This is a genomic window from Microvirga soli, from assembly GCF_016734765.1.
Taxonomy (GTDB): Bacteria; Pseudomonadota; Alphaproteobacteria; order Rhizobiales; family Beijerinckiaceae; genus Microvirga; species Microvirga soli.
Window position 1 is genome coordinate 1 of the sequence record NZ_JAERQE010000030.1, and the last position, 22,944, is coordinate 22,944.

General features: G+C 63.2%; 22 protein-coding genes. 10 read left to right on the forward strand and 12 right to left on the reverse strand.

What is annotated here, in order from left to right; genetic code table 11:
* Window positions 1-252: 252 nt before the first annotated feature.
* Both hemF and JKL45_RS20545 read right to left on the reverse strand, forming a co-directional pair.
* On the reverse strand, window positions 253-1,149 hold the full coding sequence (gene hemF, locus JKL45_RS20540) for an oxygen-dependent coproporphyrinogen oxidase (protein WP_201863445.1): 897 nt from the start codon (window positions 1,147-1,149) through the stop codon (window positions 253-255).
* Between the two features lie 11 nt (window positions 1,150-1,160).
* Window positions 1,161-1,640: a tRNA (cytidine(34)-2'-O)-methyltransferase gene (locus JKL45_RS20545; RefSeq protein WP_201863446.1), complete on the reverse strand. Its 480-nt coding sequence runs from the start codon at window positions 1,638-1,640 to the stop codon at window positions 1,161-1,163.
* 269 nt (window positions 1,641-1,909) lie between these two features.
* Here JKL45_RS20545 and petA point away from each other — a divergent pair, with 269 nt between their 5' ends.
* From petA to JKL45_RS20575, 6 genes are all read left to right on the forward strand, one after another.
* On the forward strand, window positions 1,910-2,473 hold the full coding sequence (petA, locus tag JKL45_RS20550; RefSeq protein WP_201863447.1) for a ubiquinol-cytochrome c reductase iron-sulfur subunit: 564 nt from the start codon (window positions 1,910-1,912) through the stop codon (window positions 2,471-2,473).
* 25 nt (window positions 2,474-2,498) lie between these two features.
* On the forward strand, window positions 2,499-3,779 hold the full coding sequence (locus JKL45_RS20555) for a cytochrome b (protein WP_201863448.1): 1,281 nt from the start codon (window positions 2,499-2,501) through the stop codon (window positions 3,777-3,779).
* Window positions 3,780-3,802: 23 nt separating this feature from the next.
* The gene (locus JKL45_RS20560) at window positions 3,803-4,687 is read left to right on the forward strand and encodes a cytochrome c1 (protein WP_201863449.1); all 885 of its coding nucleotides are present in this window, start codon (window positions 3,803-3,805) and stop codon (window positions 4,685-4,687) included.
* A 78-nt stretch (window positions 4,688-4,765) separates the two neighbouring features.
* Window positions 4,766-5,380, forward strand: coding sequence for a hypothetical protein (locus JKL45_RS20565; RefSeq protein ID WP_201863450.1), 615 nt, complete (start codon window positions 4,766-4,768; stop codon window positions 5,378-5,380).
* Window positions 5,381-5,444: 64 nt separating this feature from the next.
* Entirely contained in the window at window positions 5,445-6,329 is an 885-nt protein-coding gene (locus JKL45_RS20570) for an S-methyl-5'-thioadenosine phosphorylase (protein ID WP_201863451.1), read from the forward strand.
* A gap of 43 nt (window positions 6,330-6,372) precedes the next feature.
* Complete coding sequence (locus JKL45_RS20575) at window positions 6,373-6,918, forward strand: adenine phosphoribosyltransferase (RefSeq protein ID WP_201863452.1); 546 nt, start codon at window positions 6,373-6,375, stop codon at window positions 6,916-6,918.
* A gap of 114 nt (window positions 6,919-7,032) precedes the next feature.
* Here JKL45_RS20575 and JKL45_RS20580 read toward each other — a convergent pair whose 3' ends face one another.
* The 3 genes from JKL45_RS20580 to nfi form a co-directional block, all read right to left on the reverse strand.
* Window positions 7,033-8,043, reverse strand: coding sequence for a MaoC family dehydratase (locus JKL45_RS20580; RefSeq protein ID WP_201863453.1), 1,011 nt, complete (start codon window positions 8,041-8,043; stop codon window positions 7,033-7,035).
* A gap of 149 nt (window positions 8,044-8,192) precedes the next feature.
* On the reverse strand, window positions 8,193-11,450 hold the full coding sequence (locus JKL45_RS20585; protein ID WP_201863454.1) for a PQQ-dependent sugar dehydrogenase: 3,258 nt from the start codon (window positions 11,448-11,450) through the stop codon (window positions 8,193-8,195).
* Between the two features lie 183 nt (window positions 11,451-11,633).
* On the reverse strand, window positions 11,634-12,302 hold the full coding sequence (gene nfi / locus JKL45_RS20590; protein WP_201863455.1) for a deoxyribonuclease V: 669 nt from the start codon (window positions 12,300-12,302) through the stop codon (window positions 11,634-11,636).
* A gap of 189 nt (window positions 12,303-12,491) precedes the next feature.
* Between nfi and JKL45_RS20595 the strand changes: the two genes are divergently transcribed.
* Together JKL45_RS20595 and JKL45_RS20600 are read left to right on the forward strand one after the other, a co-directional pair.
* Window positions 12,492-13,700 carry a hypothetical protein gene (locus tag JKL45_RS20595; protein WP_246498734.1) on the forward strand — a complete coding sequence of 403 codons (1,209 nt, stop codon included), beginning with the start codon at window positions 12,492-12,494 and terminating at the stop codon, window positions 13,698-13,700.
* A gap of 111 nt (window positions 13,701-13,811) precedes the next feature.
* Entirely contained in the window at window positions 13,812-14,234 is a 423-nt protein-coding gene (locus JKL45_RS20600) for a group III truncated hemoglobin (protein WP_201863456.1), read from the forward strand.
* 8 nt (window positions 14,235-14,242) lie between these two features.
* On the opposite strand, the gene JKL45_RS20605 is transcribed toward JKL45_RS20600, so the two are convergent.
* The 4 genes from JKL45_RS20605 to JKL45_RS20620 all read right to left on the reverse strand — a co-directional run bounded on the left by JKL45_RS20605 (window position 14,243) and on the right by JKL45_RS20620 (window position 16,937).
* The gene (locus tag JKL45_RS20605) at window positions 14,243-14,395 is read right to left on the reverse strand and encodes a hypothetical protein (RefSeq protein WP_201863457.1); all 153 of its coding nucleotides are present in this window, start codon (window positions 14,393-14,395) and stop codon (window positions 14,243-14,245) included.
* An 80-nt stretch (window positions 14,396-14,475) separates the two neighbouring features.
* On the reverse strand, window positions 14,476-15,573 hold the full coding sequence (gene ychF, locus JKL45_RS20610) for a redox-regulated ATPase YchF (protein ID WP_201863458.1): 1,098 nt from the start codon (window positions 15,571-15,573) through the stop codon (window positions 14,476-14,478).
* 26 nt (window positions 15,574-15,599) lie between these two features.
* Window positions 15,600-16,232 (reverse strand): aminoacyl-tRNA hydrolase, encoded by a 633-nt coding sequence (gene pth, locus JKL45_RS20615; protein WP_201863459.1) that lies wholly within the window; start codon window positions 16,230-16,232, stop codon window positions 15,600-15,602.
* 90 nt (window positions 16,233-16,322) lie between these two features.
* Window positions 16,323-16,937: a 50S ribosomal protein L25/general stress protein Ctc gene (locus JKL45_RS20620; RefSeq protein ID WP_201863460.1), complete on the reverse strand. Its 615-nt coding sequence runs from the start codon at window positions 16,935-16,937 to the stop codon at window positions 16,323-16,325.
* A 212-nt stretch (window positions 16,938-17,149) separates the two neighbouring features.
* On the opposite strand from JKL45_RS20620, the gene JKL45_RS20625 reads away from it, so the two are divergent.
* Entirely contained in the window at window positions 17,150-17,962 is an 813-nt protein-coding gene (locus JKL45_RS20625) for a class I SAM-dependent methyltransferase (RefSeq protein ID WP_201863461.1), read from the forward strand.
* A 3-nt stretch (window positions 17,963-17,965) separates the two neighbouring features.
* On the opposite strand, the gene JKL45_RS20630 is transcribed toward JKL45_RS20625, so the two are convergent.
* The 3 genes from JKL45_RS20630 to JKL45_RS20640 form a co-directional block, all read right to left on the reverse strand.
* Window positions 17,966-18,898 (reverse strand): ribose-phosphate pyrophosphokinase, encoded by a 933-nt coding sequence (locus tag JKL45_RS20630; RefSeq protein WP_201863462.1) that lies wholly within the window; start codon window positions 18,896-18,898, stop codon window positions 17,966-17,968.
* A gap of 155 nt (window positions 18,899-19,053) precedes the next feature.
* Window positions 19,054-19,587, reverse strand: coding sequence for a hypothetical protein (locus tag JKL45_RS20635; RefSeq protein WP_201863463.1), 534 nt, complete (start codon window positions 19,585-19,587; stop codon window positions 19,054-19,056).
* 63 nt (window positions 19,588-19,650) lie between these two features.
* Window positions 19,651-20,811, reverse strand: a complete 1,161-nt coding sequence (locus JKL45_RS20640) for a benzoate/H(+) symporter BenE family transporter (protein WP_201863464.1) — start codon at window positions 20,809-20,811, stop codon at window positions 19,651-19,653.
* Between the two features lie 110 nt (window positions 20,812-20,921).
* On the opposite strand from JKL45_RS20640, the gene uvrC reads away from it, so the two are divergent.
* On the forward strand, window positions 20,922-22,928 hold the full coding sequence (gene uvrC / locus JKL45_RS20645; RefSeq protein WP_201863465.1) for an excinuclease ABC subunit UvrC: 2,007 nt from the start codon (window positions 20,922-20,924) through the stop codon (window positions 22,926-22,928).
* Window positions 22,929-22,944: the final 16 nt, after the last annotated feature.

Sequence of the window (22,944 nt, forward strand, 5' to 3'; positions counted from 1 at the left end):
TCCCGGACGAAGCGCAGCGCAGATCCGGGATCGCGTAAACCAGCCCAGCCCTGTCATCCCGGGGCTGCGCAGCAGAGACTGGGATCCATAACCGCTGACAAATCAGAACGAAGCGCGACGCTGCTCGCTCTCTTCTAAAACGTCAGCGGTTATGGATCCCCGCCTGCGCGGGGATGACAGCGTTGAGTTTCAGGCGCTACCTCCGGCACACGATCCCGGATCGGCTACGCCGTCCGGGATGACCAACTCTGTTTAAGGCCAGCGCACAGTCGGCGGCATGGAGGAGAGGATCGACGCGATGTTGCCGCCGGTCTTCAGGCCGAAGATCGTGCCCCGGTCGTAGAGCAGGTTGAACTCCACATAGCGACCGCGCCGCACCTGCTGCTCGATCCGGTCCTCCTCGGTCCAGGGCTTGGACGCATTGCGGCGGACGATCTCGGGATAGACCTTGAGGAAGGCCTCGCCCACGTTGCGGGTGAAGGCGAAGTCCTCGTCCGGGTTCCCGGTCCAGTGGTAGTCGTAGAAGATGCCGCCGATGCCGCGCGGCTCGTTGCGATGCTTGAGGAAGAAGTACTCGTCGCACCATGTCTTGTACTTGCCGTAGGACCCTTCCGGCGCGTGGGCGCTGCAGGCCTGTTCCATGGCCTGGTGGAAGAGCACCGTGTCCGGATCCTCCTGCGTGCGCCGCCTTTCGAGCACTGGGGTAAGATCCGCCCCGCCTCCGAACCAGGGCTTCGTGGTGACCACGAAGCGGGTGTTCATGTGGACGGTGGGCACGTTCGGGTTCCAGGGATGGGCGATGAGGGAAATCCCGCCGGCCCAGAAGCGCGGGTCCTGGTCGGAGCCGGGGATCTGGCCGCGGAACTCGGGCGCGAACTCGCCATGGACCGTCGAAACATGGACGCCCACCTTCTCGAACACGCGGCCCTTCATCATCGACATCACGCCGCCGCCACCGGGCGTTCCGCTGTGATCCTTGCGTTCCCACGGGGTGCGCACGAACCGACCGGGCTCCGAAGCCTCCAAGGGGAGGGGGCCCGTCACCTCGTCCTCCAGGGCCTCGAAGGCGGCGCGGATGCGGTCGCGCAGCAGCGCGAACCAGACAGGGGCCTCATTCTGCAGGCGCGCCACAGCGGCTTGGTCGGTCATCGGATCTTGCCTCACATCTCGGAAGGGGCGGGAACGGGAAACGAACGGGTCTGCCTTAAGGACTCGCCCAGGATCATGGCGGCGGTCACGGCCACGTTGAGGGAGCGCATGCCGGCCTGCATGGGGATGAGGATCCGGGCATCGGCCACCGCATGAACCTCCTCCGGCACGCCGGCGGATTCCCGCCCCACCAGGACGATGTCATCGGGCCGATAGGTGAAATCGGCATAGGGGATCGCCCCCTTGGTGGTGGCGAGGACGAGGCGCCCTCTGGTCTCCTGCCGCCATGCCTCGAAGGCCCGCCACGAAATGTGACGGGTGATCGTGACGTGCTGCAGGTAGTCCATGCCGGAGCGGCGCAGGTTGCGGTCGGACACGTCGAAGGCCGCAGGTTCGATGATCTCGACCGGCACACCGAGACAGGCCGCCAGGCGCAGCATGGTGCCGGTGTTCTGCGGGATATCCGGCTGATAGATGGCAAGACGGGGCATGGCTTCGTCATCGGGGCAACGCGCCCCGCCGTCAAGGGAGCGTCTCCAAGGGAGCGTCTCAAGGGGTTTGGGTCGGCGGCATTTTGAGGCACAGGCTGGAACAACTCCAATCCGGCTATGGACAGGCGGGCTTGACCGTGCCAAAGAGCCACCGCGCGGCGACTCCCAGTCGCATTGCGCGCGCATTGTCGTGTTCCATATCGGAATGCGTGAGCCGAATGCCTGGGTTTCCAAGGCATTGCCGATGCGCGGTTCTCGTTTTTTGACCAATGCTGGAGAGCCAAGTGGCCGAGACCACCACTCATGTCGCTGAGCCGACACGGCGCGATTTTCTGTACATCGCCACGGGCGCAGCCGCCGCGATCGGCGGAGCCACCCTGGTGTGGCCTTTCGTTCAGTCCCTGGCGCCTGACGCGGCGACGGTGGCTGCCGGCGCTCCCGTCGAAGTCGACCTGGCTCCGATCGCCGAAGGCCAGATCGTGAAGGTGTTCTGGCGCGGCAAGCTGATCTTCATCCGCCACCGCACGCCGGATGAGATCAAGGCGGCTGAGGACGTGAACGTCGCCTCCCTGCGCGACCCGCAGGCGGACGCCGCCCGCGTGAAGGAAGGCAAGGCGCAGTGGCTCGTCGTCTATGGCAACTGCACCCATCTGGGCTGCGTGCCGCTCGGCCAGCAGGGCGAGTATCACGGCTGGTTCTGCCCCTGCCACGGGTCGGTGTTCGACACCTCCGGCCGCGTCCGCGGCGGTCCGGCACCCATCAATCTGCCGATCCCGCCCTATGCCTTCGCGTCCGACACGAAGGTCATCATCGGCCAAGAAGCCACGGCGTAACCTAAGCGACGATCAGGCGATACACATGAGCCAGCATCCCACAACTTACGTTCCCAAGAGCGCCTTCGGTCGGTGGTTCGAGAGCCGCCTGCCGATCGCGGGTCTCGTCCACTCCTCGTTCGTCGCGTTCCCTGTCCCGCGGAACCTGACCTATTTCTGGACTTTCGGCGCCATCCTGTCCTTCATGCTCGTCGCGCAGATCGTGACCGGCGTGTTCCTGGCGATGTACTACACCCCGAACGCCGGTATGGCGTTCCAGTCCGTCGAGCACATCATGCGCGACGTGAACTATGGCTGGCTGATCCGCTACCTGCACGCCAACGGCGCGTCGATGTTCTTCATCGCCGTCTATCTGCACATTTTCCGGAACTTCTACTACGGCTCCTACAAGGCGCCCCGCGAGGTTCTGTACATCCTCGGCGTGATCATCTTTATCCTCATGATGGCCACCGCCTTCATGGGCTACGTGCTTCCCTGGGGCCAGATGAGCTTCTGGGGCGCCACCGTGATCACCAACCTGTTCTCGGCGATCCCGCTCGTCGGCGAGACCATCGTGAGCTACCTCTGGGGCGGCTATTCGGTGGGCAACCCGACGCTCAACCGCTTCTTCTCGCTGCACTACCTGCTGCCCTTCATGATCGCGGGCGTCGTCGCCCTGCACATCTGGGCGCTGCACGTGCCGGGCCAGAACAACCCGACCGGCATTCCGATCAAGTCGGGCAAGGACGCGGTTCCGTTCACGCCCTATGCGACGATCAAGGACATCTTCGCCGTCGTCGTGTTCCTGATCTTCTTCGCCTATTGGGTGTTCTACATGCCCAATTATCTCGGCCATGCGGACAACTACATCCCGGCGAACCCGGCCGTGACGCCGTCCCACATCGTGCCTGAGTGGTACTTCCTGCCGTTCTACGCGATCCTGCGCGCCATTCCCGACAAGCTCGGCGGCGTCATCGCCATGGGCGCGGCCATCGTGATCTGGGTGTTCATGCCCTGGCTCGATACCTCGAAGGTGCGTTCCACGGCCTATCGCCCGCTCTACAAGCAGTTCTTCTGGGTCTTCGTGGGCGTCTGCCTCGTGCTCGGCTGGCTCGGTTCCCGTCCGGCCGAGGGCTGGTACGTGATCGCGTCCCAGATCTGCACGGTCTACTACTTCGCCCACTTCCTGATCGTCCTTCCGGTGCTCGGCTTCGTCGAGCGTCCGCTGCCGCTGCCGAATTCGATCCTCGAATCCGTCATGGGTGTGCAGAAGGGCGGGGCTGGCATGCCGGCAGGTGCCAATGCCGAGCCGCAGTCCAAGGGCTGAACGGGAGCGTTGAGGAAAACATCATGATGAAGCGTATTGTTCTCATCGCTGCGGCCGTTCTCGGCCTCTCCGCTCCGGCCTTCGCTGCCGGCGAGACCCCGGTCCCGCCCCAGCTCAAGTGGAGCTTCCAGGGGCCGTTCGGCACCTTCGACCGGGCCCAGCTCCAGCGCGGCTTCAAGGTCTACCGGGAGGTCTGCGCCTCCTGCCACGGCCTGAGCTATGTCGCGTTCCGCAATCTGGCGCAGCCCGGCGGTCCGGAGTTCTCCGAGGCCCAGGTTCGCGCTCTGGCGGCCGAGTACAAGATCCAGGACGGCCCGAACGATGCGGGCGACATGTTCGAGCGTGCCGGCCGTGCGGCCGACCGCTTCCCGTCGCCGTTCCCGAACGAGAACGCGGCGGCTGCGGCCAATGGCGGCAAGGCTCCGCCGGATCTGTCCCTGATGGCCAAGGCCCGCACCTATGAGCGCGGCTTCCCCTGGTGGATCACGGACATCTTCCGTCAGTATTCCGAGAACGGCGCGGATTACCTCGTAGCGCTCCTCAACGGCTATCATGAGGCTCCGCAGGGCTTCAAAGTGCCGGAGGGTGGTCACTACAACGAGTTTTATCCGGGCCACGTGATCGCGATGCCGAAGCCGCTCAGCGACGGTCAGGTCGAGTATCCGAAGAACGAGGCGGGCCAGCCTCAAGTGCCGGAAACGGTCGACCAGTATGCCCGCGACGTGACGGCCTTCCTCACCTGGACGGCGGAACCGCATCTTGAGGCCCGCAAGCGTCTCGGCTTCCAGGTCATCCTGTTCCTGATCGTGCTCGCAGGCCTGCTCTACTTCACCAAGAAGAAGATCTGGGCCCGGGTGGGCGGCGAGGTCGAAGGACACGCCACACCCCCGATGACGCACAATCCGTAAGGATCGAGAACGAGGCCCCGAAAGGGGCCTTTTTCTTTTCAGGTGACAGCGTGTGACGGCAGCCCTATGTCGGCTGCCATGCTGCAGACGATTGCCGACGACATCTGGGGAAAGCCCTGCCTCGCCTACCACGTTCAGCCGAGCCTTGAGCCTGAAGCCCGCGAAGCCTTCGCGGAGGTGCAGCGAAGCATCGCCGAGCGCTGGCCGGAGCCATTGAACATCGGCCCTCGGCACGGGCTGCATGTCACCATCTATCCGCTGGTTCCGGTGAAGGGTGCCTTCGACAAGGACGCCTACTGGCAGGGCATCGCTCGACAAAGCCAGAACTTGGTGGAGGATCTCTGTGCCGACCAGCCGACTTTGGAACTGCGCTTCTCCCGCCTCAAGGTGACCGACACGGCCATCATCGCGACCGCAACCGAGGAAACGGGCCTGATCGATGCCATTCGGAGCAGAATCGTCAGTGATATTCCTCCGCCGCCCGGTCACAAGCCGATCATCTACGATCTGATCCACTCGACTCTGGCGCGCTATCGGACAGGAGCCTCCATCCCGGATGAAGTTGTCCGGCGGATCGAGAGCCTACCCGTCTCCATCACGGCGCCTGTGAGGCAGATCAGGCTCGTTCGCGAGACGCTGTTCCCCTGTCTCACGACGGATGAGATCGCTTCGATCCCGCTGACGGGGGGGTGAGGCTTGGGACGCGGCTCATCCTCGGCTATGACAGGCCCGTAACAGCTGGGCAGACGAGGGCGAGATGGCAAAGGCGGTTCTGGGCATCATCGGCGGTTCGGGGGTTTATGACCTGCCGGGGATCGAGGACATGCGTGACGAGCGCATCGTCTCTCCCTGGGGTGAACCATCGGACGTGCTGCGCATCGGCCGCATCGGCGAGACGACGATTGCGTTCCTGCCCCGCCATGGGCGCGGCCACCGCCTGTCGCCCTCCGACATTAACTACCGGGCCAACATCGACGTGATGAAGCGAGCCGGCGTCACCGATCTGATCTCCGTTTCCGCCGTCGGCTCGTTCAGGAACGAGTATCATCCGGGGTTCTTTGTCCTGGTAGACCAGTATGTGGACCGCACCCACAAGCGCGAGACCTCCTTCTTCGGCCAGGGCTGCGTGGCCCATGTGCCCATGGCTCATCCGGTCGGCCCTCTGCTGCGCCAGCGCATTGCCGATGCGGCTCAGGTCGAGGACATTCAGTTTGCCGTCGGCGGTACGCTCGTGTGCATCGAAGGGCCGCAATTCTCCACCTATGCCGAGTCGATCACCTACAAGGAACTCGGCTACGACGTGATCGGCATGACGGCGATGCCCGAGGCCAAGCTCGCCCGCGAGGCCGAGATCACCTATGCCACCATCGCCATGGTGACCGACTACGATTGCTGGCACCCGGAGCACGACCATGTGGACGTGGCCTCCGTGGTGGCCGTGGCACAGCAGAACGCCGCCAAGGTCGCCCGCCTCGTTGCCCGTGTCGCCCGCGACTTCCCGGCCGAGCACGAGCCTTGCCCCGCCGGCTCCGACCGGGCGCTCGACGGCGCCATCATGACGGCGCCCTCCGCCCGCGATCCCGAGCTTCTGAAAAAGTTGGATGCGGTGGCCGGCCGGGTGCTAAACCCCTCAAAAGCGTGATCACGAACTTATTGTCGTCAAACACTCAGGCAGGCTTGAACCCATGGACCAGCGTCTCCTCACCGACCTGAAGGCCGCGATCCGCTCGATCCCGGATTATCCCAAGCCCGGTATCGTGTTCCGCGACATCACGACTCTGCTCGGCGATGCGCGGGCCTTCCGTCGCTCCGTGGATGAACTCGTCCATCCCTTCGCGGGTGGGCGGGTCGACAAGGTGGCGGGCATCGAGGCGCGGGGCTTCATCCTGGGTGGAGCCATCGCGCACCAGCTCTCGTCCGGCTTCGTGCCGATCCGCAAGAAGGGCAAGCTCCCGCACGAGACGGTGCGCATCGCCTATTCGCTGGAATACGGCGTCGACGAGATGGAGATCCACACGGATGCCATCGGCCAGGATGAGCGGGTGATCCTCGTGGACGATCTCATCGCCACCGGAGGCACGGCGGTCGCAGCCACGAAGCTCCTGCGCCAGATGGGCGCCAATATCGTGGCTGCCTGCTTCATCATCGACCTGCCGGATCTCGGCGGCGCGCAGAAGCTGAAGGAGCTTGGCGTCGAGGTGCGCAGCCTCGTGAGCTTCGAGGGCCATTGAGCTTAGGATGTCATCCCCGGCGAGCGGAGCGAGGGAAGGGGATCCACGATCAGGCTCAGCGCCATGGATTCCCTTCCCCTCCGCTGCGCTCCGGCCGGGAATGACACAGGCGTCTCAGCCGCGCTTTTCCCAGAACACCATGCCGTCGAAGGCAAACACCTCCTCGCCGTTCTGGTTCGTCCCCGTGTTGTGGTGGAACACCAGCCCCCATTCCGGGCGGGACGCGGAAGGGCGCTTGGCCGTCACGGTGGTGCGGTAGGTGATCGTGTCGCCTGCATAGACGGGCTTCAGCCATTTCAGGTTGGAGAAGCCCGGGGAGGGGCCGAGCCTGGCCGGGCGCTGGCCGTGGGCAAGCGCATAGGCGCGGATCCGGTCGCGGTGACCGACCATGTGCTTCATCCACACGCTTGCCGTATGCCAGCCGGAGGCGCAAAGCGCCCCGAACAGGCTCCCCTTGGCGGCTTCCGCATCCACATGGAAGCGCTGCGGGTCGTACTGCCTGGCGAAGCGGACGATCTCGTCGGGCGTGAAGGTGGTGGAGCCCAGCTCCTCCGTCTCGCCGATCACGAGATCCTCGAAATAGGGATTGGAGGAGATCGGGGGGATCTCACGCCGAGGATGGTCGCCGGGCAGGGAATCCGCCACGGCATTGAGAACCTGACGGTCCTCTCCCGAGAAGGGCTCCGCGTCGCGGGTGGCGAACATCACCCAGTTGGTCTGGGTCAGCACAGTCTCGTCGGCTTGGTTGGCCATGTCGAAGTGGAGCTTCACAAGGCCGAGCGTCGGCCGGCTCTTGGAGGTCCGGCTCTCCAGAACCTGCACTCGCGAGCGCAGGGTATCGCCGGGTCTCACGGGCCTCACCCATTTCACCTCCTCGATGCCCGGAGCCCCCATGGCGGAGGAGTCCAGGAGCAGCCCGTCGGCCACGAGGCGCATGTTGAGGCTGCAGGTGTGCCAGCCCGAGGCGATCAGGGTCCCGACGAAGCTGTCCTTGGCCGCAACCTCGTCCACATGGAAGGGCTGGGCATCGTATTCCCGCGCGAAGGCGATGATGTCGTCCTTCGACACATGGAGAGGGCCGAGGGTCTGGGTGAAGCCGACCGGCAGATCTTCGAACGTGCGCATGAGCAATCCCTTGTCGAAGGCCTGCCCTAGCACAATGAACGCCCTGTTGGGAGGCCCAGCGCCGCAACCTAGGTTTGTCGCCTGCATGTCAGGGAACGAAAAAGGGACGGGCATTGCCCGTCCCTTAGCATTCGTCCGCGCTTGGAGGGTTAGAGAACGAACCAGCTCTTGCTGAGCTCGATCGAGCCCTTCAGCTTGATCACGGCTTCCGCCGTCTTGTCGCTGTCGGTGTTGAGATAGACATAAGTTGTGCTCTTCGTCTTCTCGAAGCGCACCTCGCCCGCCTTGCTGAAGCTCTTGTCATCGCCGATGAACGAGAACTTCTGGTCACCGCGCTTCTTGGTGTTGGCGTCGATCAGCTTGAGATCAATCCTGTCACCACCTCGACCCGAGAAGTCAGTAATGTAGTCTGCCTTCGACTTGGACGAGCCCGTCTCCCGGTCGTCGAACACGAACACATCCCGGCCCTTTCCGCCGGTGAGCGTGTCCTTGCCGAGGCCGCCGATCAGTCGGTCGTTGTTCAGGCCTCCGTCCAGCAGATCATCGCCGGATGAGCCTTCAAGCGTGTCATCGCCCGACTCTCCATACAGGCGATCGTTGCCAAGATCTCCATAGAGGCGGTCATTGCCGCCGGCACCCTTGAAGGCGTCCTGGCCCTCTCCGCCTTTCAGCACATCGCCAAGAGCGCTGCCGGTGGCGGTCTCGTTCAGACTATTGCCGACCTGGATCGTGAAGGTCTTCCTCATGCTCGCGCCGGTGGCGTCCGTCACCTGCACCTCGACCAGATGGCTTTTGGCCTGCTCGTAATCGAGCCTCACGCCATCCGCCACGCTGATCTTGCCCGATTTGTTATCGATGGCGAAACGGCCTTCGGCATTGCTCAGAAGCTCGAAGTGAAGAGTGCCAACAGCGCCCTTGATGGAGAAGTCGCCGAACTCGAAGCCGGTTTGGCTGTTCTCTTCCACAACATCACCAGTCAGTCCGAAGTCGGTGAGCAGTAATCCGCCCGCGGTGGATGTGATATCCGCGAACTTGAAGATCTCAACCTGAGTGATCGTATCGACCCTGTCGCCGTCTTCCCGCGCATCGGTCAGTGTGAAGGAGCCGTCGCCGTTACGCTCGATGGTATAATCGGCACGCTTGCCGCTCAACACCACAGTGTCTTCGCCGGCGCCGCCGTCGAGGCTGTTGCGGCCTTTGTTGCCATAGAGAGTGTTGTTCAACTCATTGCCAGTGAGATTGCCCCCAAAGCTGTCAGGATTCGCCTTCAGGATCTCCACATGGATGCCTGCACCGAGTGTGTAGTTGGCCTCGCCGACGACGATGACCGTGTCGATACCCATGCCAGCTGCTTCTTCGATCGTCTCTTCGCCGTAGATACGGTAGGTGTCGTCACCCGCGCCGCCTTCCAGGCTGTCGGATCTGTTTCCGCCATTGAGTGTGTCATTGCCGCCTCCGCCGATGAGCGTGTCGACACCATCGCCGCCGGAAAGGGAGTTTGCGGCACTATTGCCGGTGATGATGTTGTCGAGACTATTGCCCGAACCGTTAATGGCAGCGGTTCCTAGCAGGGTCAGGTTCTCAAGGTTCGTGCCCAGAGTATAGTTGTTCAATGCAGTCCGGACTGTATCGATGCCGCCGGCATCTGAACCATCGTCATTCGTCTCCACAATCGTGTCCATGCCGTCCGCAACGTAGGTGTCATTGCCTGCGCCGCCCATTAGCGTATCCGGACCGACATCGCCGTTCAGAACATTCGCACCTGCGTTGCCGATCAGGCGTTGGGCAAGCTCGTTGCCTGTCAGGTCGAGAGCAACCTCACTGTCAGCAGGCCAAGCCCGCAGAACTTCTACAGCTTGACCAGCTCCCAGAGTGAATGACTCAATTGCGCGAACCTCATCATTGCTTTGAACTGTGCTGGCAAGCTCAATCACTGTGTCGCCGCTGCTGACATAGTAGGTATCGTCGCCATTCCCGCCGGTAAGGGTGTCGGCGCTGTCATCAGTGCCTGTAGCATTGCCGCCATAGATGGTGTCGTTACCCTCATCGCCATAGATCCGGTCGCTGTCGGCGCCGCCATAAATGGTGTCATCCCCACCGCCGCCGTAGATGGTGTCGTTGCCGCCTGCACCGTCGAGGGTGTCGCCAAGGTCGGATCCGCCCCCGCCTGCATCCAGGCGGAATACCTCGCCACTGATGTCGACAACATAGAGGTTGCCGTTCCTGTCGGTGCCGAAGGAAGCAATCCTCTCGATCGTACCGGCGCTCGGAACGATCGTAGCGGTGATATCATTTCTCACCCAACCGGAAGCAGTTTCCTCGAGCGTCCAGATCCGCGCGCTTCCGAAATCGCCAAAAATGTACTTGCCTCGCAAAGAGGCGATGGGGCCGTCATAGACGTATCCGCCTGTAACCGACGCACCAATGCCATCCTCGTGAAAATAGGAGTGGATCCCGTCGGTATAGCCGTCGTTGGTTTCAGGGGTCGGTCCGTCGTCCGCATCATTACTTGGATCTTCATCTTCGTCGTTCTCGGGCCGTCCCCAGCCATAGTTCGCACCAGGGACCACGAGATTAATCTCTTCCGCTGTATCCGCGCCGACATCGCCTACAAAGAGCCGACCGTCCTTATCGAAGCTGGCGCGCCACGGGTTGCGGAAGCCAATGGCGTAGACCTCGGACGGCTGCGCCAGGTCGGGAGCGTTGTCGAAGACGGTCGGATTGCCCTCCGGGATGGCGAAGTTCTTCTTGGGATCTCCCGGATAGGCATCCTCCAGACTGTCCACGTCAAGGCGAAGAATCTTGCCGAGGTGGCTGGTCGGATTTTGCGCATTCCAATTCTGATCGCCGTCGCCGGTCGCTACATACAGGTAGCCGTCTGTCGGGCTGAAGCCGATCCAGCCGGCTCGATGATTGCCCGAGCCCTCAGTATATTCCGTTGTCTCCAGAATGACTTTGTAGTTGCTGGGGAGTACGTCCGGCGAATTCGGATTGACAGTGTATTCCCGGATCTGCGACTCGTTGTGCCGTGGGTCGCTGTTATTCTCTCCCTTGAGGGACAGGAACACATACACTTTGCCGTTGTTGGCAAAATCCGGATGGAACGTGAAGCCGAGGAGGCCGACCTCGCCAGCCGTCGAGACCTGATCCGTTACATCCAGAAACGGCGTTGGGGCAGTCGACCCGTCCGCGCCGACGATCTGAACTGTCCCTTGCTTGCCGACGATGAAGAGGCGGCCTGAATTGTCCGGGGCGCCGGTGACAAAGAGTGGCTGAGTCAGGCCCGACGCGATCCGCGTGCCGACGATTTCCGATGCATTAGGATTGTACCCATAGATCGTGTCATCCTCATTCGTTGCTTGGTTCGTCAGGTCGTCGGCACCAGAAGAGCCGTAAATAGTCGCCATAATCATTGCCCCACATCGAAAAGTGTTACTTACCTTCATCCTTCGCTGAGGGGCTTGGCAGGGACAACTCTCTGAACAGGGAGGACTCTTGACGAAAGGGCAGGTTTACATGTCTCGGGCAGCGGGAAAGCCTGCTGAACGCCAGAAATGACCTCGTAAACCATTGCTCTGCGGCAATCCCACTCAGGGCGTAAACTCCCCCGCCGCGTTGTGCGCCAAGCGGATCGGCTCCGGCAGGCGGTACTTGGGGGAGCAGCGCAGGACCAGTTCAGCGGCTGACGGGATATCCGCGAGGTGGCCGGGGGAGATGAACATCGGGTTCTTGGCCGTGCGGGTGCGCAGCGCCACCCCGATGGTTTCCTTGCGGTCGATGAGCGGCGCGGCGGAGCCCTTTTCTTCGCCGAGATCCTTGTAGCGTCCGCAGAGCAGCGTCTTGCCGCAGCCGACAGTGGGGCGCTGCAGCCACAGGCCCATATGGCTGGCGATGCCGATGCGGCGGGGGTGCGCGATGCCCATGCCGTCGAAGAGAAACACGTCGGCTACGGTTTTCAGTTTCTCGAAGGCCTCCTCGAGCACCGGCCCTTCCCGAAAGCTGAGCAGTCCGGGAACATAGGGAAAGGGCGTCGGCCGCTGCGCCAGCACTGTCTCGACCGGCAGGAAGCCGGGATAAGTCACCACCACGATAGCGGCCTGCGACTGCTCGTTCTTCACGCTGACGTCGACGCCGGCCACGAGCTTGACCTTGTCGAGGTCGATGGGGTGGTCGGAGATCACCTCCGTGCGCAGCTCGTGCTGCAGGGCGATGGCCTCGGAGGGGGAGACATTCCAGTCGTGGCGGTGGTGAAGCTTCATGATCCGGTATCGAAGAGGACAAGGGCTAACGCTCAAGGTTCGGGATCGATCCCTTGCAACCTGAGTCGATAGGCCGAAGCCGCTGGAGACTACGTGGAAGCCCTTAGGGGCATTGTCGGAATATCGTCCTCTGTTCGATGGGTTTAAACCCTCGGCCATCGCAAAGATAAGTCTAACAAAGAGGATGTCATGTCTCGCGTACATGCAACCAGCGGCTCCGCACCGGTCGAGCCGCACGTCAAGAATTCGGGGTCGTTCAAGCGTGCAGCGGCGGGCCTTGCCGCCCTTGGCGCCGGCCTGTGGGCGCTGCCGGCCGAAGCCCATGTGAAGTGGTTTGCGCCCTATATCGTCAATGCCGCCCCGCAGCCGATCTCCGCCACTCTGACCAATGTATGGTTCTGGACCGGCATCGGCCTCGTTCTGGCGTTCTTCCTCGCTACGCTCATGGTCGAGCGCACATTCGTCGGCCGCGGCGTTCAGGCGGGTCTCGACCGCGTCAGCGCGCCGCTCTGGAGCCGTGCGGACGATTTCATGCGCGTCTCCATCGGCGGCTTCTTCGTGGCGATCTTCGCCGTCGGGGGCATCTATCTCACGCCGGATCTCAAGACGGATTCCGAGCTGATCTCCTGGGCCCAGCTGCTGATCGCCATGTGCGTGTTCTCGCGCCGGACCATGCCGATTGCCGCTGCCGGCATCATCACCCTCTGGGTGGTGGCGTTGCGGGAATACGACCTGTTCCACCTGCTGGACTACCTGGCCCTCGGCGTTGCTGTTGCTGCCTATCTGGTGATGGCCTCCTCGAACGACGAGAAGTGGCGCGCCCGCCGGTTCCTGGCTCTGCGCTGGGGCATCGCGATCGCGCTGATGTGGTCGTCGCTCGAGAAGTTCGCCTATCCGGACTGGTTCTATCCGCTCGTGGAGGAGAAGCCGTTCCTGACCTTCGGCATGCCGCGTGACGTGTTCATCCCGATGGCTGGTGTCGCTGAGTTCACCATGGGCTTCGGCCTGCTCTGGACCCCGCTGGTGCGCCGTCTTTCGGCCGTGGCCCTGCTGGCGATCTTCTTCACCGCCGTCTATCCGTTCGGCCGCATCGACCTCGTCGGCCATGCCCTGATCATGGCAGCGCTCTTCCTGGTCGCCGCCGATCCGTGCCGCGAGGCCAAGGCGGTTGCCGTAAAGGTGCCGAACACACTGCCGCGCTTTGGCAGCCTGGCTTCGGTTCCTGCGGGACTTGCCGTCGCCCTCGTGGTGCTGGTGAGCGGGTATTGGGGACTGCACGGCGTGTTCTACAGCGCCGGGTATGAGGCCGGACAGCAGCAGGAGCTGACGACCCACTCCCACAGTAAGGAATATCCGCACGGGCCTCAGCCTAAGCCGGAGAGCCACAGCCATCACTAACCATGAGCAAGCCGGGCCGTTATGAGCGGCCCGGCTTGATCTTTCGTAAGGAATGACGAAACAGGATGGAGCATCGTGCCTCCATCCTGTTCGGTTTTGAGGAGATCCGCTTTGGCGCAGTCAGCCACAGGGCGCAGCATCCCGATCATCAGCCCGGCCGAGGGCGTGACGGAGGAGATGATCCGGCTACTGGTGGAAACCTTCTACGACCGGGTGATTCGCGATCCGGAACTCGGGCCGCTCTTTCACAACGCGCTCTCCGGACGATGGAGCAAGCACTTGGCCCTGATGGTGGATTTCTGGTCGTCGATTGCGCTGCGGACCGGGCGCTACCAGGGCAAGCCGCAGGCGGCCCATATGGGCATGAGTCTCACGCCGGAGCTTTTTTCACGCTGGCTGGCGCTGTTCGAGCAGACCGCGGGTGAAATCTTCGAACCGGATGTGGCGGCCTTCTTCGTGGATCGGGCAGGGCGCATAGCGGATAGCCTGCAGATCGGCCTCGGGATCGGACCGAAGGCGCTGCGGCTGCCTTAAGGCTTAGCTTAACGCTCCCACCACTCAAGCTCGTCATCGCCGCGCTTGGGCAGCAGGGACGAGATGCCGATCATGAGAAAGCCGCAAGCCATGAGCACGCCGACGAAGAACTCGGCGCTACCAAAGCCCGGAGAAAAGAAAGTCTCTAAAAAAGCCTGCATGAAGCCACCCTCCATGCAGGCTTTGTCGCATCATGGTCCTGAACGGGCGAAAAAGCCCGCGTTCAGGATTCCGACAGCTTTTACGTATTGAACCGGAAGTGCATCACGTCGCCGTCCTGGACGATGTATTCCTTGCCCTCCAGCCGCAGCTTGCCAGCATCGCGCGCACCGGCTTCGCCCTTGAGCGAAGTGTAATCGGCATAAGCGATGGTCTCGGCGCGGATGAAGCCCTTCTCGAAATCCGTGTGGATCACGCCGGCAGCGCCGGGAGCCTTGGTGCCCTTGGTGATCGTCCAGGCACGGGCTTCCTTCGGGCCGACGGTGAAGTAGGTGATCAGCCCGAGCAGTTCGTAGCCGGCGCGGATCACGCGGTTGAGGCCGGGCTCTTCAAGGCCGACGGCTTCGAGATAATCCGTCTGCTCGCTGGGCGGCAGAACGGCGATCTCGCTCTCGATCTTGGCCGAGACGACAACGGCTTTCGCACCCTCTTCCTTGGCCCGCTCGAAAACCTTGGCCGAGAAGGCGTTGCCTTGGTCGGCGGAGGCCTCCTCCACGTTGCACACGTAGAGAACGGGTTTGGAGGAGAGGAGACCCAGCATCTGGAACAGACGCTCCTCTTCGACCTTGCGCTCCACCATGCGGGCGGGCTTTCCTTCGCGCAGCAGGGGCAGGGTGCGGTTGACGAGGTCGAGGGTTTCCTTCGCCTCCTTGTCGTTACCCTTGGCCTTCTTCTCGAGCGCGGTGACGCGCTTCTCGAGGCTGTCGAGGTCGGCCAGCATCAGCTCGGTCTCGATGGTCTCGATGTCGGCGATCGGGTCGATCTTGCCTTCCACGTGCGTGATGTCCGTGTCCTCGAAGCAGCGCACCACATGGGCGATGGCATCGACTTCACGGATGTTAGCCAGGAACTGATTGCCCAGGCCTTCGCCGCGGGACGCGCCGCGCACGAGGCCTGCGATATCCACGAAGGTGAGGCGGGTCGGGATGATCTGAGCCGAGCTGGCGATGCCCGCGAGCTGGTCGAGCCGGTCGTCCGGCACCGCCACGTCGCCCACGTTCGGCTCGATGGTGCAGAACGGGTAATTGGCAGCCTGCGCGGCGGCCGTCTGCGTCAAGGCGTTGAAGAGGGTGGACTTGCCCACATTCGGCAGGCCGACGATGCCCATTTTGAAGCCCATGGCCTCACTCCTTTGATGGCCGGTGTCTAGCCGGCGTTGTTCTTGCCTTCAGCAGCCTTTTCTCCAGGCCGCTTCACATCCGTCCAGCCTCTCGCCTCCATGGCGAGGTGGACCTTGTTCTGAAAGCTGCCGTCCTCACCCTTGGCGAGAAGGGCGGCGCTGTCCGCGATGATCCGGCACAGGTCATCGACCCAGGCCTCTTCGCTTTTTCCGAAATCGCCCAGCACATGGCTCTGCACCAGTGCCTTGTGACCGGGATGGCCGATGCCGAGGCGCACGCGGCGGTAATCGTTGCCGCAATGGGCGGAGATCGAACGCAGGCCGTTATGGCCCGCATTGCCGCCGCCGATCTTCACGCGCAGCTTGGCCGGCGGCAGATCGAGCTCGTCGTAGAAGACCGTCACGTCGTGGAGCGGGATCTTGAAGAAGTTCTGCGCCTCTCCCACGGACTGCCCCGACAGGTTCATGTAGGTCTGCGGCTTGATCAGCAGCACCTTCTCAGCCCCGATCACCGCATCGGCTGCCTCCGCGTGGAAGCGCTTGCGCCAGGGGCCGGCGTTGTGTGCGCGCGCAATCTCGTCCACGGCCATGAACCCGATATTGTGGCGGTTCCTGGCGTAGCGGGATCCGGGATTGCCCAGGCCGACGAAGAGGCGCATCGCTTGGTCCTGCTCATAAGAAACGCTCCGGCCTTGCGGTCGGAGCGTTAAAGCCGATCGATGGGCTCAGTAAACGCCCGATCAAGCCCATTAGGCCGCGGGAGTGGCCTCGGCAGCCGGAGCTGCGTCCTCTTCCGTGAGGCCGGTCGGGGCCACGACGGTGACCAGGGTCACGTTCTCGGTGGATGTCGCCTTGGCGCCGTTCGGCAGCTTGATGTCGTTGAGGTGGATCGAGGAGCCGATATCGAGACCATCGACCGATGCCTCGATGTAGTCCGGGATCGAGTCGGACGGAACGAGCAGTTCCACCGAGTGCTCGACGATCTGGAGAGCGCCGCCGCGCTTCAGGCCCGGGCTCTTCTCCTGGCCGACCACGTGCACCGGAACCACGACCTTGATCGACTGGCCCTGCGCAAGACGCAGGAAGTCGATGTGGACCGGGAAGTCACGGACCGGGTCGAGCTGGTAGTCGCGCGGAATGGCGCGGGTCTTCTTGCCGTCCACGTCGATCTCGAAGATCGTGGTCAGGAAGTGACCGGCGAAAATCAGCTGCTTGGTCTGGTTGAAGTCGAGGGCGATCGCCTGGGCCGGCTGGCCGGCTCCGTAAATGACGGCGGGAACTTGGCCTTGGCGACGAACGGCCCGGGCGGCCCCCTTGCCGGCCCGGTCGCGCGCCACGGCCTTGATTTGCTTTACTTCGCTCATGGTCGTGGTCCTTGATCAATGGATTGGAAAAACCGATGGCCGCCAAGGTCTTGAAACCTATCTGCGGCCATGAGGTCAGCGCCCGTGCCTCCAAGGGTGTCGAGCGGGCGCGAGGCGGCTTATAGCGGTAAATATACCGGAAGACAATGACTTTGGCTGCTACTTTGTATCATATAGTATTGCGTCCGGAATGCCGCCAATGAGAACCGAAAATGGGCCTGGATCAGGTTGCCTTAGACCATATCACGAGAATTGTGGGCTCGAACCTGCCGGAGAGGCAGAAGCTTGAGCAGACCCTCCGGGCTCTCGCCAAATGGCGCTCCCAGCTCATCGGGTCGACCTTGGTGGCCCATTCGGACACCGTCATTCAGGACGGCCCCTTCAAGGGCATGACCTATGTGGCGGCCCCATCCGAGGGCGGCATTGCGCCCAAGCTGCTCGGAGTCTACGAAACAGCCCTGCACGAGGTCTTCCTCGCCGCACCCAAAAGTGGCTACGACGTCGTTCTCAATGTCGGCTGTGCTGAAGGCTTCTATGCGGTCGGATGCGCGCGGCTATTGCCTGACACGACAGTGTTGGCCTGGGACATCGATCCCATAGCCCGTGGAAAATGCCTGGAACTGGCCCGCCTGAACGGTGTCGAGACGCGAATTGATCTTCGCGAGCGCTTCGGGGCGCAGCATGTGAGCCTTGTGGATAACGAATTTGACGTGAAGCTCGGGCGCCAACCGAAGGGGCTGCTCGTCATGGATTGCGAGGGCGCAGAGTTCGATCTGCTCGACCCTCAGGCAGGGGACTTCCGCTGGCTCGATCTCGTCGTCGAGGTCCATCCGGGGCAGGAGCGGACGGTGAGGGCGCTGGCGGAGCGCTTCGAGAGCACACACATTGTCGAGGAGAGGCAGGCGCGGACCGTGGTCCCGAAGCTGCCGCCATGGCTCGAGAAACTCGGCCATCTCGACCAGCTTCTCGCCGTCTGGGAGTGGAGAGCTGTCCCCACCCCATGGCTGGTCATGCGTCCACGATAGAGTTTAGTCGAACAGGCTCGACACCGAGCTTTCCGTAGCGGTACGGCCGATGGCTTCTCCCATCAGGGACGCGATGGAGATGACCCGGATGTTGTGGGCCGCCTTCACCGCCTCGGTCGGCATGATGGAATCGGTGATCACGAGCGCCTTCAGGCGGGAGCTGGCAATGCGGGCCACGGCGCCGCCGGACAGCACACCGTGGGTGATGTAGGCGTAGACCTCCTTCGCCCCGTTGGCGAGGAGGGCATCAGCGGCATTCACCAGGGTGCCGCCGGAATCGACGATGTCGTCGACCAGGATGCAGGAGCGGCCGGACACGTCGCCGATGATGTTCATCACCTCGGACTCACCCGGACGATCGCGGCGCTTGTCGACGATGGCGAGCTGGGCGTCGATGCGCTTGGCGAGCGCACGGGCGCGCACCACGCCTCCCACGTCCGGCGAGACCACCATCCGGTTGCCGCCGTCGAGGTGCTCCTTGATGTCCCGCGCCAGGATCGGCGCGGCGAAGAGGTTGTCGGTCGGAATATCGAAGAAGCCCTGGATCTGACCGGCATGGAGATCCAGCGTCAGAACGCGATCGACGCCCGCATGGGTAATCATGTTGGCGACAAGCTTGGCCGAGATCGGCGAGCGAGAGGCGGGTTTCCGGTCCTGCCGGGCATAGCCGAAATAGGGGATCACCGCCGTGATGCGGCGGGCCGAGGCCCTGCGCAGCGCATCGGTGATGATCAGAAGCTCCATGAGGTGGTCGTTCGTGGGATACGAGGTCGACTGGATAATGAACACGTCCTCGCCGCGCACATTCTCCTGGATCTCGACGAACACTTCCATGTCCGCGAAGCGCTTCACCTGAGCTTTTGCCAGGGGAACATTGAGGTAGGCGGAGATAGCCTCCGCCAGCGGACGATTGGAATTTCCCGCAACGAGCTTCATGAAAGCAACTTTGGCTCTGTGTGATCGACAAAGCCCGCTGCGCAACGCCGTGATCTCTGCGCGGCCGGGCGCAAGGGTCTTAGCAGCGATATCAAACCGTCACAATACATGTGAGCGGCTTTGGTGGGCCGCAAAACCGGGTTGTTGCCATGCGGTCATTGCATTGCAACTCCGTCCTCCTCGGGCGAAGTCTCTGTGGTTAGGACTTCCGCAGTCTGAATTGGCGCTTCTGCCGTTGAGGGTCTCTCCGACTTGGTCGCGCTCAGAAACTCGGCGATTTCGCCCATGCTGGCCTGGGCCAGCGTGGCGAGAGCCTGCTTGTCGAGGGACGAGATGGAGGCGGCTGGAACGGGGCTCGACCCCTCCAGGCGCTTGGCCCGGCGCTTCTGGGAATCGAATACGTCCCAGACATAAGCCACCTTGGTTTCGCCGTTCTCGGTCGCGGTCGAGAGATAGCCGCGGACCCGATAGCGTGCCTCGGCGCTGGCCCCGACAAGGTCGACCTTGCGGTCGGTGGCCGCAGTGGCGAGTTCCTCGGTCAAGGCGGCGCGGATCGGAACCGGTGCCCCGTCGATGCTCTCAAGGGCGACGGGGATGCCCTCGGGCGATGCGCTGAATGTGCCCTGGCAGGCTCCCAGAGCCATCGTCAGCGCGATTGCGCCAAGCCGTGCATGCGTCATCCCACCCATGAGAGCCCCCGTTCTTGTTTCTTCGTAACGAAGTCTTAAGCTTAACGGAGGCGCCAGTCCAGATCAGCCGCGCTGCCGCAGACGAATTGCCAGCGAGTCGAGCCCCAGGGTGACGAGACCCGCCACCAGTCCCCAGAAGGCGGAGCCGATGCCGAAAAGCGTGAGGCCGGAGGCCGTCACCGCCAGCGTGATCACAGCTGGAAAGACCTTGGCCCCCTCGGAGAGGGCGGAACCCAGGGCACCCGCGAACGCGCCGAGGAGGGCCAGTCCGGCCACGGTCTTGATGAGCTCCGGCGGCAGCGCGGCGATCAAGCCGATCAGCGCGGCGCTGAAGGCAGCGAAGATCAGGTAGCTCAAGGCGTAGAAGGGGCCGACCATCCAGCGCTTCGAAGGATCGGGATGGGTGTCGGGCCCGGTGCAGATCGCCGCCGAAATGGCCGCGAGGTTGCTCGTGTGGGCACCAAAGAGGGCAGTGACCATGGAGGCTAATCCCGTTACGGCCAGGATCGGGCGGGAAGGGGGCTGGTATCCGGAGGCCTTGAGCACGGCGAAGCCCGGCAGGTTCTGGGACGCCATGGTCACCAGGAACAGGGGGAGCCCCAGCCCGATCAGGGCCGTGGGCTCGAAGGCCGGCGCGATGAAGGTCAAGGAGGAGAGGCTTAAGGTCGATGTCAGCGGCTGCGCCATACCGCTGCCGAAGGCGATGCCGAGGCCGACGAACAGCACGGCCAGCACCGCGAGTGCCGGGTTGAAGAGCCGCACCACCAGGAAGATGGCCACGAGGGGCAGCACGAGACCGGGCGCACCCTGAGCACTCTGGAATACCCCGACGACGAACTGGAGGAGCACCCCCGCCAGCATCGCGGCCGCGATGGAGGTGGGAATGCGCTCGATGGCGCGACCGAACGGCTTGATGATGGCGGCCAGCACGATAAGGGCGGCCGCGAGCAGGAAGGAGCCGACAGCGGCATGGATCGAAATGCCAGCCGAGGCTGCGATGAGGGCAGCCCCGGGTGTCGACCAGGCGGTAATGACTGGCATCCGGTAGCGGACGCTCAAGAAACCGCTCGTCGCCGCCATGGCGAGGCACAGGGCCGCCACCCAGGAGGAGGTCTGCGCCGCATCGGCGCCCACGGCCTGAGCGGCCGCGATGATGATCGCGATCGTGCTACCGAACCCCACTAAGGCCGCAACGACGGCTGATGTGACGATCGACAGGCGCATGACCGGCTCCGCTGAGTTCCAGGAGCTTGGCGGTTTAGACCGAATGGCAAGACTGCGCCAGTTCGTCGGCGGTACTTTCCTCACCCCTCCCGAACCCTTAAATCTCCCTCATGAGTCGCAACACCACCAATGACGTCCCGCCGGATATTCTGGACAACGAGGAAGACGATCAGTCTGTCGCCCTTGAGAGCGGCTCGGACGTCGAGTTCGACCTGGAGGCCAATCCGGGGTCGGTGCAGCGCGGCACGGAGGTGATCCGGCATTTCTGGAACACGCTTCCCAACGCGCCCGGCGTCTATCGCATGCTAGATGCCAAGGGCGACGTTCTCTATGTGGGCAAGGCGAAGAGCCTGAAGAACCGCGTGGGCTCCTATGCCCGTGGTCAGGCCCATTCCAACCGCATCGCCCGGATGATCGGCGAAACCTCGTCGATGGAGTTCGTCACCACGGCGACAGAGACCGAGGCGCTGCTGCTCGAGGCCAACCTCATCAAGCAGCTCAAACCCCGCTACAACGTGCTGCTGCGGGACGACAAGTCGCTGCCCTATATCCTGCTCACCGCAGACCACGAGGCGCCGCAGCTCGTGAAGCATCGCGGCGCGAGAAAGCGCAAGGGCGATTATTACGGACCCTTCGCCAGCGTCTGGGCGGTAAACCGCACCATCAATGCGCTCCAGCGCGCCTTCCTGCTGCGCTCCTGCAACGACAGCTACTACGAGAACCGCACGCGGCCGTGCCTGCTGTTCCAAATCAAGCGCTGCTCGGGTCCCTGCACCAACGAGATCTCGCACGAGGATTATGCCGGGCTTGCCGCCGAGGCGCGGGCTTTCCTCTCAGGCAAGTCGAACGCGGTGAAGCAGCGCATTACGGAAGAGATGCAGCAGGCCGCAGAAGAGCTTGAATTCGAACGCGCGGCGCGCTGCCGCGACCGCTTGGCAGCGCTTTCTGCCATCCAGGGTGTGCAGGGCATCAACACCCAGTCGGTGGAGGAGGCGGACGTGTTCGCCCTCGACGAGCAGGCCGGACAGTTCTGCGTCGAGGTGTTCTTCTTCCGCAACTGGCAGAACTGGGGCAACCGCGCTTACTTTCCGAAGGCCGACAAATCCATGAGCCGGGAGGAAGTTCTCGGCTCCTTCATCGCTCAGTTCTACGACGACAAGCCCGCGCCGCGCCTCGTCCTGCTCTCGCACGAGATCGAGGATGCGGAGCTGATGGCGGCCGCGCTCTCGACCAAGACCGACACGAAGGTCGAGATCCACGCGCCGCAGCGCGGCGAGCGGCGTCAGCTCATCGAGTATGTGCTTCGCAATGCCCGCGAGGCGCTCGGCCGGCGGCTCGCCGATACGGCCTCGCAGCAGAAGCTCCTCGTCTCCCTCGGCCAGGCCTTCGGCCTGCAAAAGCCACCCCGGCGGGTCGAGGTCTACGACAACTCGCATATCATGGGCACCAACGCCGTGGGTGCCATGGTGGTGGCAGGCGCCAACGGCTTCATGAAGCAGCACTATCGCACCTTCAACATGAAGTCGGAGGACCTGAAGCCGGGTGACGATTACGGGATGATGCGCGAGATGCTCCAACGCCGCTTCGCCCGCCTGGTGAAGGAGGAGCCGCGAGCTGCCGATGGGGATGGCGCCGCACAGGGAGATGACGGGTTTCCCGCCTGGCCCGATCTGGTGCTGATCGACGGTGGTAAGGGGCAGCTCGAGGCCGCACGCCAGGCGCTTGCGGAGGTCGGCGTCAGTGAGGACGATGTGGCCCTGATCGGCATCGCCAAGGGGCGCGACCGCGATGCGGGCCGCGAGACCTTCTTCAAGCCGGACCAGCCCCCCTTCAAGATGCCGCCCCGGGATCCGGCGCTCTACTTCGTGCAGCGCCTGCGCGACGAGGCGCATCGCTTCGCCATCGGGGCGCACCGGGCCAAGCGCAAGCGCGAACTGGTGAAGAACCCGCTCGATGAGATTCCTGGCATCGGGCCGACCCGCAAGCGGGCGCTCCTGCATCATTTCGGAACCGTCAAGGCGATCCAGCGGGCCGCCCTGGAGGATCTGATGAAGGCCCCCGGGGTGAATGCCGCCACGGCCCGTGCGGTCCATGACTTCTTCCATGAACGGGGTTGAATCCTGCGCAATGCTG